Genomic DNA, 11,530 nt, shown 5'->3' with positions numbered 1-11,530 from the left:
CGGTCGCGGGTGCGGGTGCGGGTCGAGGGCGTGCCGTCGCCCTCGTGCGACCGGATCAGCCGGGTGGGCCCTAGTCGGGCAGTTGCTTGAGCTGGATGTCGCGGAAGGAGACCTGGTCGTCGGCGCCGTGGTTCTGGATGCCGACGTAGCCGTCGGTCAGGCTCCGCTCGGGGTCCTTGTTGGTGAAGTCGTTGATCTTGACTCCGTTGAGGAACACCTGGAGGCGTTCGCCCTGGACCCTGATCTCGTAGGAGTTCCACTGGCCGGGCGGGCGCAGGGCCGCGTCACGGGCCTTGATGTTCGCCGCCTTGAACGTGTAGATCGAACCCGTGGTGCGGTCCGCCGCGTCGGTGGCGTCGATCTGGATCTCGTAGCCCTTGTTCACCGCGGACCAGGGGTCGTCGGAGGCCGGGAAGCCCACGAAGATCCCGGAGTTGTCATCGCCCTGCATCTTCCAGTCGAGCTTGAGGGAGTACGACTTCAGCTCCTTGGCCTGGTACCAGAGCAGGCCCATGCCGCCCTCGGACTCCAGGGTGCCGTCCTTGACGTTGAACTTTCCGGGGCCTGCCTGCTTCCAGCCGTCCAGGGACTGGCCGTTGAAGATCGGCCGGTAGTCCTTGTTGGGCCTGCAGTCCGCCTTGACCTGTCCGGCGGCGTACTTGAGGCCGCCGAGGAGGTGGGTGCGGAAGGCCTCGTCGGCGTAGGACTCCTTGGTGTGGCCGAGGCCGGTGTAGAAGGAGCGGCCGCCGCCGTAGCTCTGGCACCAGGCGATCGGGTGGTCGCCCTTCATGGTGCCGCCCGAGTACGTGGTCTCGTCCAGGTTGGCGAGGACGTGGACCTTGTCGCGCGGGTTGGTGCGGTAGTTGTACAGCTCGTCGGTCTTCTCCCAGGCGCCGCCGAGGTGCGCGGTGGCCGGGTTGGCCTGGTCCTCGACGCGCACGGTGGCCTTCTGGACGGCCGGGTGCGAGTCGAAGTAGGCGCCGACGAGGCCGCCGTAGTAGGCCCAGTCGTACTCGGTGTCGGCGGCGGCGTGGATGCCCATGTAGCCGCCGCCCTTGGCGATGTAGTCCTCGAACGCCTTCTGCTGGGTGTCGTTGAGGACGTCACCCGTGGTGGACAGGAAGACCACCGCGTCGTAACGGGCGAGGTTGTTCGTGGTGAACTGGTCGGCGGACTCGGTGGCGTCGACGGTGATGTCGCTCTTCGCGCCGAGTTCCTTCAGGGCGGCGATGCCCTCGGGGATCGCGTCGTGGCGGAAGCCGGCCGTCTTGGAGAAGACGAGGACCCGCTTGGCGCCCTTCACCGGGGCGTCGCCGGTGATCTCGAAGTCGTCGACGTCGTAGAGCGCGCCGTCACCGCCCTTGAACACGAGGTACAGGTCGGTGGTCTTCTTCGGGACGTTGCGCAGCGCCACGTCGACGTTCTGGAACGTCTCCCAGCCGCCCGTCACCGGGACCGGGGTGGAGCCCAGCAGGGTGCCGGTCGCCGACCCGGTGCGCACCTCGAGGAAGCCGCCCGCGCCGCCGGAGGAGATCCGGGCGGTGAGCTTGTTGGCGCCGGTGAGGTTGTACGGGGTGAAGGAGATCCAGTCGCCGTCGTTGATGTCGCCGACGGTCTTGCCGCCGTTGGCCTCGGTCTTGTTCTGCAGCGTGGTGCCCTGCTGCTTGGTGTAGTGCTCGGCCTGGCGGTGGCGCGGCTGGAGCTGGACCTGGTCGTGCGAGGTCAGCGCGGCCTGGCCGCCGCCCCCGCCGTCGGTGTACTCGGCGTCGAGCACGCCGTAGATGTTGGCGTTCGGGTCGTGCTCGGAGTCCGCGGGCACGGTGATGGTGCCTTCGCAGCCCTTGACCGAGGTGAGCTCGTGGGCGTGGTTGTCGTGGCCCAGGAGGTAGCGCACGGTGACCTTGGAGCAGTCGATCGTGCCGTCCTCGGGGTCGCTGACGGCGACCTTGAACGGGATGGTGTCACCGAACTTGAACAGCGAACCGTTCGCCGGGGACTGGAAGTCGACCGTCGGGGCGGTGTTGCCGACGACCACACGGACGTTGGCGGATCCGGTGCGTCCCGTGCCGTCGTCACCGGTGACGGTCACGACGTACGTGCCGTCCTTGCGGTACGTGTGGCTCGGGTTGGCGCCGGTCCCCTTGGTGCCGTCGCCGAAGTCCCAGCTGTAGGTGATGGGATCGTCGTCGGCGTCGGTGCCGGTCGCCGTGAAGGTCGTGCGCAGCGGCGACTGACCGGAGGTCTTGCTGGCCTTGGCCTCGACGATCGGCGAGTGACCGCCGGTCGCGTTCTCGATGCGGTAGAGCGCGGAGTGCTCGTCGCCGCCGAACCAGGAGAGGCCGTAGTCGAGGACGTAGAGCGCGCCGTCGGGGCCGAAGGCGCTGTCCATGACCTGGGTGCCGGACCACGGGAAGTCGTTGATCTTCGAGACGTTCCCGTCGCCGTCCTGCTCGATCCGCTTGATCCACTGGCGGCCGAACTCGCCGGCGAAGAAGTCTCCGTCGTACTCCTCGGGGAACTTCACCGGGGAGTCGAGGTTCGCGTCGTAGCGGTAGACGGGGCCGGCCATCGGCGACTCGGACCCGGTGCCGAACTCGGGCACGGACGGGCCGTCGTACGGGATCCAGGCGGGCTGGGCCGCGGGCAGGTCGGTGATGCCGGTGTTGTTCGGCGAGGTGTTCTTCGGCGCGGCGCAGTCGAAGGTGGCGCCGGACGCCTTGGTGGCGAAGTCGTAGTCGACGTAGGCGTCGTTCTTGCCGGTGCAGTACGGCCAGCCGAAGTTGCCCGCCTTGGTGATCTTGGCGAACTCGACCTGGCCCGCCGGGCCGCGCTTCGGGTCGGCGGCGCCCGCGTCCGGGCCGTAGTCGCCCACGTAGACGGTGCCGGTGGGCTTGTCGACGCTGATGCGGAACGGGTTGCGGAAGCCCATCGCGTAGATCTCGGGGCGGGTCTTCTCGGTGCCCGGCGCGAAGAGGTTGCCCTCGGGGATGTCGTACGTGCCGTCGGCCTTCACCTTGATGCGGAGCACCTTGCCGCGCAGGTCGTTGGTGTTGCCGGAGCTGCGCTGCGCGTCGAAGGCGGGGTTGCGGTCGGCCCGCTCGTCGATCGGGGTGTAGCCGTCGGAGGCGAAGGGGTTGGTGTCGTCGCCGGTCGACAGGTACAGGTTGCCGTCGGCGTCGAAGTCGATGTCGCCGCCGACGTGGCAGCAGGTGCCGCGGGAGGTCTTGACCTCGAGGATGTTCTTCTCGCTGGCCTTGTCGAGGGTGCCGTCCTCCTTGAGGACGAAGCGGGCCAGGCGGTTCACGCCGTCGAACTTGGCGAAGTCGGCGGCGGTGCCGTTCTCCGGGGCGTCGCCGGACGGGGTGTCCAGGGGCGGCGCGTAGTAGAGATAGATGAACCGGTTGTCCTTGAAGCCCGGGTCGATACCGACGCCCTGCAGGCCCTCCTCGTCGTGGCTGTACACGTCGAGCTTGCCGGCGACGGAGGTGCTGCCGCCCGCGTCGGTCAGGCGCAGGGTGCCGTCACGGGAGGTGTGCAGGACGCTGCGGTCCGGGAGCACGGCCAGCGACATGGGCTCGCCGGTCTCGTCCGCGCCCTTGGCGAGGGTGACCTGCTGGAAGTCCGATGCGGCGGCGGGCTCGTCCGGGTGGTCCGGGTGGGCGCTGGCCGTGCCCGGCGCGGCCAGCGCCAGGGACGAGCCGATCAGGACGGAACCGGTGAGCAGAGCGAGGGTGGTGCGAAATCTGGAGCGCCGTGTGGTCCCGGCTCCGGTTCTGCTGCGGGTTCTACTGCTGCTGTGCACGAAAATCCCTCCGGGAACGGGGTGGGCCGTACGGGATGGGTGCGTAGACGTGCGGTGCGGGCGCCGGGGTGCGCCGTCACCCCGGAGGCGTGCCATGACTGAGCGCCATGAACTGTGCGCCATGAACTGTGTGCCATGTACACGGCAGGAAGTTAGCCGCGTTTGTCTTGCTCGGATAGACCTTGTGCGCAGGTTCGTTGAGCTTTCTCCTGCACGTGGACAAAGGGGGTTTTGGGCAGGGTGCAGCGACTGCGCGTCCGTTGTGGCTGGTCGCGCAGTTCCCCGCACCGCTACGGGGCGCTAGCTGCTGAACGCCGAATCGAACGACGAGGTGGGCGGCTCGAAGTCGAACGCCTTCAGGCTGCGCAGCGCCTCCGGGGCGCCCTGGAGGCGATCCATGCCCGCGTCTTCCCACTCCACCGAGATCGGGCCCGCGTACTCGATCGAGCGGAGCATGCGGAACACGTCCTCCCACGGCACGTCACCGTGGCCGGCCGAGACGAAGTCCCAGCCGCGTCGCGGGTCGCCCCACGGGAGGTGGGAGCCGAGGCGGCCGTTGCGGCCGTCGAGGCGCTTGCGCGCCTCCTTGCAGTCGACGTGGTAGATGCGGTCGCGGAAGTCCCAGAGGAAACCGACCGGGTCGAGGTCCTGCCACACGAAGTGCGACGGGTCGAAGTTGAGGCCGAAGGCCGGCCGGTGGTCGACCGCGGCGAGCGCCTTGTGCGTCGTCCAGTAGTCGTACGCGATCTCGCTCGGGTGGACCTCGTGCGCGAAGCGGACGCCCTCCGCGTCGAAGACGTCGAGGATCGGGTTCCAGCGCTCGGCGAAGTCCTCGTAGCCGCGCTCGATCATCGACTCGGGCGCGGGCGGGAACATCGCGACCAGGTGCCAGATCGACGAGCCGGTGAAGCCGATGACCGTGTCGACGCCGAAGGCCGCCGCCGCGCGGGCCGTGTCCTTGATCTCGGCGGCGGCCCGCTGCCGTACGCCCTCGGCCTCGCCGTCGCCCCAGATCCGGGCGGGCAGGATCGCCTCGTGGCGTTCGTCGATGATGGCGTCGCAGACGGCCTGGCCGACCAGGTGGTTGGAGATCGCCCAGCACTTGAGGCCGTACTTGTCGAGGACGGTGTGGCGGCCCTTCACGTAGTCCGGGTCGGCGAGCGCCTTGTCGACCTCGAAGTGGTCGCCCCAGCAGGCGAGTTCCAGGCCGTCGTAGCCGAAGTCGCGAGCCAGTCGGCAGACCTCCTCCAAAGGCAGGTCCGCCCACTGGCCGGTGAAGAGAGTGAACTGACGTGGCACGGAAGGGCCTCCTCAGACCGGTACGGGGGTGTAGACGGAGTTCTTCGCGGCGCTCTCCTCGACCGCGGCGAGGACGCGCTGCACCTGCAGCCCGTCGGCGAACGACGGTGCGGGCGGGGTGCGTTCGGCGATCGCGTGCACCAGGTCGCGGGCCTGGTGCACGAAGGTGTGCTCGTAGCCGAGACCGTGGCCCGGCGGCCACCACCCCTCCAGGTAGGGGTGGTCGGGCTCGGTGACCAGGATGCGGCGGAAGCCGGCGCTGTAGCCCGGTTCGGTCTGGTCGTGGAAGTAGAGCTCGTTGAGTCGCTCAAGGTCGAAGGCCAACGAGCCTCGCTCACCATTGAGTTCGATCTTCAGGGCGTTCTTGCGGCCGGTCGCGAAGCGGGTCGCCTCGAAGGAGGCGAGCGCGCCGGAGGCGAAGCGGCCGGTGAAGAGCGCGGCGTCGTCGACCGTGACCTGGCCGAGGCCCCGCTCCCCCGCGCCGGCCGCGGACAGGCCCGCCGAGGCGCCGTCGAGCAGCGGACGCTCCCTGACGAACGTCTCGGTGAGCGCCGAGACCCCCGCCACCGGCTCGCCCGCGAGGAACTGGGCGAGGTCGACGGCGTGCGCACCCAGGTCGCCGAGTGCGCCGGATCCCGCGTACGCCTTCTGCAGCCGCCAGGTCAGCGGGAAGGCCGGGTCGACGAGCCAGTCCTGGAGATAGCTGACCCGCACGTGCCGCAGGGCGCCGACGCGCCCCTCGGCCACCATGCGGCGGGCCAGGGCGATGGCCGGAACACGCCGGTAGTTGAACCCGGTCATCGCCAACTGTCCCCGCTCGGCGGCCCGTTCGGCCGCCTCCGTCATCGCCTCCGCCTCCTCGACGGTGTTGGCGAGCGGCTTCTCGCACAGCACGTGCTTGCCCGCCTCGAGCGCGGCGATGGCGATCTCCGCGTGGCTGTCGCCGGGCGTGCAGACATCGACGAGGTCGACGTCGTCCCGGGCGATCAGCGACCGCCAGTCGGTCTCCGCCGCGGCCCAGCCGAGCCGGTCGGCCGCGGCCCGCACGGCCTGTCCGTCGCGTCCGCAGACCGCGGCGAGCCGCGGCGTGAGCGGCAGGTCGAAGACACGGCCGACGGTGCGCCACCCCTGTGAGTGGGCGGCGCCCATGAACGCGTAGCCGACCATGCCGACGCCCAGGACGCGCCGCGGACCCGGGGGCGATGCCGGTTTCGCCTCCCCTTCGTTGTCACCACCCGGTTCACGGGCCGTCGTGCCGGTGCTGCTGCCTGCCATGCGGAAGTCCTCCTCGTCCACGCCGAGTTCGCCAGGTGCGCCGTGCCCGCGGCGCGGATCACTTGAAGCCGGTGGGCATGTACTTGTCGACGTTCGTCTTGTCGACGACGGCCGAGTACAGCGTCACGTGGGCGGGGATCTCGAACTCGGCCATGCCGCTGATCCCCTTGCCCTGGCCGAGGGCGCGGGCCAGGTCGATGGCGGACGCGGCCATGGTGGGCGGGTAGAGGACGGTGGCCTTCAGGACGCCGGAGCCCTTCTCGATCTCCTGGAACGCGGAGAGCGCGCCCGCGCCGCCGACCATCAGGAAGTCGTCGCGGCCCGCCTGCTGGATGGCGCGCAGGGCGCCGACTCCCTGGTCGTCGTCGTGGTTCCAGAGGGCGTCGAAGTTCTTCTGCGCCTGCAGGAGTTGGGACATCTTGGCCTGTCCCGACTCGACCGTGAACTCGGCCGCCTGACGGGCGACCTTCTCGATGTTCGGGTAGTTCTTCAGCGCGTCGTCGAAGCCCTGGGTGCGCTGCTTGGTGAGTTCGAGGTTGTCGAGTCCGGCGAGCTCGACGACCTTGGCGTTCTTCTTGCCCTTGAGCTTCTCGCCGATGTAGTTGCCGGCGCTCAGACCCATGCCGTAGTTGTCTCCGCCGATCCAACACCGGTACGCCTGGGGGGTGTTGAAGATCCGGTCGAGGTTCACGACGGGGATGCCGGCGCGCATCGCCTTCAGGCCGACCTGGGTCAGCGCCTTGCCGTCGGCGGGCAGGATGACGAGGACGTCGACCTTCTTGTTGATGAGGGTCTCGACCTGGCCGATCTGGGCGGCGGTGTCGTTCGAGCCCTCGGTGGCCTCAAGTGTGACGTCCGCGTACTTCTTCGCCCGCTCCTTCGCGTTGTCGTTGATCGCGTTGAGCCAGCCGTGGTCGGCCTGCGGGCCCGCGAAGCCGATGGTGACCTGCTTGCCGGGCTTGTCGTCGGCGACCGGCTGGTCGGCGGCCTTGCTGCTGTCGTTGCCCTTGTCGCTGGGCTCGTTGCTGGTGCAGGCCGTGAGCAGGCCGCCCGTCGTGACGGCTGCGGCCGCGCCGAACAGAAGGCTTCTGCGGCTCGACACGCTTGTCGACTCTGGCATGGCGTCGTCCCTTCCCGAACTTACGAGGCTTACGAGGCTTACGAGGCTTACGAGGCTTACGAGGTGGTTTTTGCCGTACGTCGCTGGACCAGGACCGCCGCGACGATGATCGCTCCCTTGGCGATCTGCTGCGTCGCGGTCTCCAGGTTGTTCAGCGCGAAGATGTTCTGGATCGTGATGAAGATCAGGACACCGAGGACGGAGCCGACGATGCTGCCGCGGCCGCCGGTGAGCAGCGTGCCGCCGATGATGGCGGCGGCGATGGCGTCGAGTTCGTACAGGTTGCCGTTGGTGTTCTGGCCCGATCCCGCGAGGATGAGCAGCAGGAACGCGGCGATGCCGCAGCACAGGCCGGACAGCAGGTACAGGTACAGGCGCTGCCGGCGTACGTCGATGCCGGCGAGCCGCGCCGCCTCCGCGTTGCCGCCGACCGCGACGGAGCGGCGGCCGAACGTGGTGCGGTTCAGGACGAGCCAGCCGATGACGGTGACCGCGGCGAAGACGAGGACCAGCGGGGGGATGCCGAGGATGAAGGAGTCGGGTTCACCGAGCTTCAACACGCTGTCCACGGTGACCATTTGGGTGTTGCCGTCGGTGATCTGAAGGGCGAGGCCGCGGCCCGACGCCAGCATCGCGAGGGTGGCGATGAAGGGGACTATGCCGCCGTACGCGATGAGGAGACCGTTCACCAGACCGCAGCCGACGCCGACGAGGATCGCCGTGAGCAGGATGCCGGTGAAGCCGTACTCCTGGGTCGCGACGGTGGAGGCCCACACGCTGGCGAGTGCCACGATCGCGCCGACCGACAGGTCGATGCCGCCGGAGATGATCACGAACGTCATGCCGACCGTGACGATGCCGATGACCGAGGCCTGGGTGAGGATGAGCTGGACGTTGTCGGTGTCCAGGAAGCTGTCGGGCTGGGTGATGCCGCCGATCAGGACGAGCGCGGCGAGGACGCCCAGCAGGGAGAGGGTGCGGACGTCCACCCGGAGGGTGCTCAGGGTTTTGGGGCGGTGCTTGGAGGTCTCGGCGCGATGGGGCTCCGCCGGGCGGGTGGGTGAGGCGGGCTGCGTCATGGCGCCGGGTCCCTTCTTGTGGGGTGGGTGTCGTGGCTCTCGTCGGGTGCGGGTTGTGGGTGATTGCTCGCGCCGTTCCCCGCGCCCCTTGCGGGGCTTCTCACGTCGGGGTGCCTTCCATGACCAGGTCCAGGACTCGGTGTTCGTCCAGGTCGCGGGCCGGGGCCTCGTGGACGACGCGACCCTCGCGCAGGACCAGGACGCGGTCGGCCAGGCCCAGGACCTCGGGAACCTCGCTGGAGACCAGGAGGACGGCCAGGCCCGCGTCGGCCAGTCGGCGGATCACCGCGTACAGCTCGGCGCGGGCTCCTACGTCCACGCCGCGCGTGGGCTCGTCCAGGAGCAGGACCTTGCAGCCGCGCAGCAGCCAGCGGGCCAGGACCGCCTTCTGCTGGTTGCCGCCGGAGAGGGTGCGGACCGGGACCGAGGGGTTGTCCGGACGGATGTGGAGTTCGCGGGTGGCTTCGAGCGTCGCGGCGCGTTCGCCGCGCCGATCGAGCCAACCCCCGTACGCGAAGCGGGACATGGAGGAGACGGAGACGTTGCGGGTCACCGATTCCAGCATGAGGAGCGCTTGCGCCTTGCGCTCCTCGGGAGCAAGGCCGAGGCCGGCCCGGACCGCGGCCCGGACGCTGCCGGTGCGCAACTCCCTTCCCCCCAGGGTCACTTGTCCGGTCTTCGGTTTACGGGCGCCGTAGATCGTCTCCAGGATCTCGGAGCGGCCCGAGCCGACCAGGCCCGCGATGCCGACGATCTCGCCGGGCCGCAGGGACAGGTCCAGCGGCTCGAACTCGCCCTCCCGGGAGAGGCCGCGGACCGTGAGGACCGGTTGCGCGGGGGCGATCGTCGCGGGCCGGTCGGGGAAGACGTACTCCACGTTGCGGCCCGTCATGAGGGAGACGACGTCGCGCGTGGGGGTGTCCTTGGCCGGGAGGCCGCCGGCCACCGCGCGGCCGTCCTTGAGGACCGTGACCCGGTCGCCGATGCGGCGGATCTCCTCCAGGCGGTGCGAGATGTAGACGACGGCGACGCCGTCGGCGGTGAGGCCCGCGACGATGCGGAAGAGGTTGTCGACCTCGTCGGGGTCGAGCGCGGCAGACGGCTCGTCCATGACGATGAGGCGGACGTCGTGGGAGAGGGCGCGGGCCATCGAGACGATCTGCTGACCGGCCGCGGAAAGGTCGCCGACCAGGGTGTCCGGGTCGATCTCTCCGTGCCCGAGCCGCTTGAGCAGCGCGGCGGTCGATGCCTTCGCGTCCCGTCGGCGTACGACGAATCCGGCCGCCGTCGGCTCATGGCCGAGGTGGACGTTCTCCGCCACCGACAGGTGCTCCACCAGGTCGAGTTCCTGGTAGATGGTGGCGATGCCGAGGCGCATCGCGGCGATCGGCGAGCGCAGGGTGACCGGCTCCCCGCGCCAGGTGATGGCGCCCTCGTCGGGCTGGTGGGCGCCCGCGAGAACTTTGATCAGGGTGGACTTGCCGGCGCCGTTCTGGCCCAACAGGCAGTGCACTTCTCCTGGTTGGACCTCCAGGTCGACGCCGTCGAGGGCGCGTACGCCGGGGAACGACTTGGTGATGCCGGACATGGTGAGCAGCGGTGATTCTGGTGCCGAAGGTGCCATGGCGGTTCCCCTATGAACGGGTGCGGGCCGGTTTCAGGGCAGGGCAGAGCAGGGCGCTGTGCGAAGGTGCTGTACGCGGGTGCGATACGCAGGTGCTGATCCCGCGGCGGTGACTACGCGGGCGAGAACAGGTGGTCGCTGATCAGCCGGGCCCCGCCGATGACGCCCGCGGTGGGGCCCAACTCGCCGAGGACGATGGGGAGATTGCCGGTCGCCAGCGGGAGGGACTGACGGTAGACCTGGGTGCGCAGCGCGGCGAGGAGCGTGTGGCCGAGGCCGGTGACACCGCCGCCGATGACGACCAGGCCGGGGTTGAAGAAGCTGACGAGTGAGGCGATGACCTGGCCGGTGCGGTTGCCGCCCTCGCGGATCAGATCGAGGGAGGTGCCGTCGCCGGCGGCGGCCGCCACGGCGACGTCGGCCGCGCTGAGCCTGCCGGACGCCTCCATGCGGGTGGCCAGTTCCGGTGACCGGCCGTCACGGGCGGCCTCCTCGGCGTCGCGCGCCAGTGCCGCGCCGCTGAAGTAGGCCTCCAGGCAGCCCTTGTTGCCGCAGGCGCACTGCCGGCCCTCCGCGACGACCTGGATGTGCCCGATGTCGCCGGCCGAGCCGGTGGTACCCCGGTAGACCTCGCCGCCGACGACGATGCCGCAGCCGATACCGGTACCGATCTTGACGCAGAGGAAGTCGCGGGCGGTGCGGGCGACACCCGCGTGCTGCTCGCCCATCGCCATCAGGTTCACGTCGTTGTCGACCATCACCGGGCAGCCCAGCTCCTGGCTGAGTGCCTCACGGACCGGGAAGCCGTCCCAGCCGGGCATGATCGGTGGAGCGACCGGCACACCTTCGGGGAAGCGGACCGGGCCGGGGACGCCGATCCCCGCTCCGTCGAACCCTTCGGCGAGCCCGGAGGCCCTCAACTTCGCGGCCATGGCGAGGACTTGCTCGAAGACCGCGACCGGTCCTTCGCGCACGTCCATCGGCTGGTTGATGTGCCCGAGGACCTCCAGCTCCGCGTTGGTGACGGCGACGTCGACCGAGGTCGCGCCGATGTCGACGCCGAGGAAGCGCAGTTGGGGTGCGAGCCGGATGTTGTGGGAGCGGCGGCCGCCGCGCGAGGCGGCGAGTCCGTCGGCGACCACGAGTCCGGTCTCCAGGAGCCGGTCCACCTCGACGGCCAGTTTCGACCGCGAGAGGTCGACCTGATCGCCCAGCTGGGCACGGGAGTTGGGCCCACCGTCACGCAGCAGCCTCAGCAGCCGCGCCTGGTGCGCGTTGGCGGGTCGAGCCGTCATGCGCCTCACGTGCCCCTCCCCGCCTCTTCGGGCCCC

The 11,530-nt window shown here is 69.8% G+C and carries 7 protein-coding genes; all 7 read right to left on the bottom strand.

From position 1 onward, the window contains the following. Nucleotides 1-70: 70 nt before the first annotated feature. Nucleotides 71-3,802, bottom strand: coding sequence for a ThuA domain-containing protein (locus tag B072_RS0133400; RefSeq protein ID WP_018534328.1), 3,732 nt, complete (start codon nucleotides 3,800-3,802; stop codon nucleotides 71-73). A gap of 300 nt (nucleotides 3,803-4,102) precedes the next feature. Next, nucleotides 4,103-5,101 carry a sugar phosphate isomerase/epimerase family protein gene (locus B072_RS0133395; protein WP_018534327.1) on the bottom strand — a complete coding sequence of 333 codons (999 nt, stop codon included), beginning with the start codon at nucleotides 5,099-5,101 and terminating at the stop codon, nucleotides 4,103-4,105. A 12-nt stretch (nucleotides 5,102-5,113) separates the two neighbouring features. Beyond that, on the bottom strand, nucleotides 5,114-6,268 hold the full coding sequence (locus B072_RS0133390) for a Gfo/Idh/MocA family protein (RefSeq protein ID WP_051127359.1): 1,155 nt from the start codon (nucleotides 6,266-6,268) through the stop codon (nucleotides 5,114-5,116). 166 nt (nucleotides 6,269-6,434) lie between these two features. Beyond that, nucleotides 6,435-7,496, bottom strand: a complete 1,062-nt coding sequence (locus B072_RS0133385; protein ID WP_026246559.1) for a substrate-binding domain-containing protein — start codon at nucleotides 7,494-7,496, stop codon at nucleotides 6,435-6,437. Between the two features lie 56 nt (nucleotides 7,497-7,552). Further along, nucleotides 7,553-8,575 (bottom strand): ABC transporter permease, encoded by a 1,023-nt coding sequence (locus B072_RS0133380; protein WP_018534324.1) that lies wholly within the window; start codon nucleotides 8,573-8,575, stop codon nucleotides 7,553-7,555. A gap of 100 nt (nucleotides 8,576-8,675) precedes the next feature. Continuing rightward, the gene (locus B072_RS0133375; RefSeq protein ID WP_018534323.1) at nucleotides 8,676-10,163 is read right to left on the bottom strand and encodes a sugar ABC transporter ATP-binding protein; all 1,488 of its coding nucleotides are present in this window, start codon (nucleotides 10,161-10,163) and stop codon (nucleotides 8,676-8,678) included. Nucleotides 10,164-10,312: 149 nt separating this feature from the next. Continuing rightward, nucleotides 10,313-11,494: an ROK family transcriptional regulator gene (locus B072_RS0133370; RefSeq protein ID WP_018534322.1), complete on the bottom strand. Its 1,182-nt coding sequence runs from the start codon at nucleotides 11,492-11,494 to the stop codon at nucleotides 10,313-10,315. Between the last annotated feature and the right edge of the window lie 36 nt (nucleotides 11,495-11,530).

Origin of the sequence: Streptomyces sp. HmicA12, assembly GCF_000373565.1 — a bacterium.
Taxonomy (GTDB): Bacteria; Actinomycetota; Actinomycetes; order Streptomycetales; family Streptomycetaceae; genus Streptomyces.
The sequence above is the reverse complement of the archived record's forward strand: the minus strand, read 5'-3'. Positions and strand labels throughout refer to the sequence as shown.

Coding starts and splice junctions, on each gene's coding strand:
- B072_RS0133380 (WP_018534324.1), bottom strand. CDS start 8,575: ATGACGCAGCCCGCCTCACCCACCCGCCCGGCGGAGCCCCATCGCGCC.
- B072_RS0133390 (WP_051127359.1), bottom strand. CDS start 6,268: ATGGTCGGCTACGCGTTCATGGGCGCCGCCCACTCACAGGGGTGGCGC.
- B072_RS0133385 (WP_026246559.1), bottom strand. CDS start 7,496: ATGCCAGAGTCGACAAGCGTGTCGAGCCGCAGAAGCCTTCTGTTCGGC.
- B072_RS0133375 (WP_018534323.1), bottom strand. CDS start 10,163: ATGTCCGGCATCACCAAGTCGTTCCCCGGCGTACGCGCCCTCGACGGC.
- B072_RS0133370 (WP_018534322.1), bottom strand. CDS start 11,494: ATGACGGCTCGACCCGCCAACGCGCACCAGGCGCGGCTGCTGAGGCTG.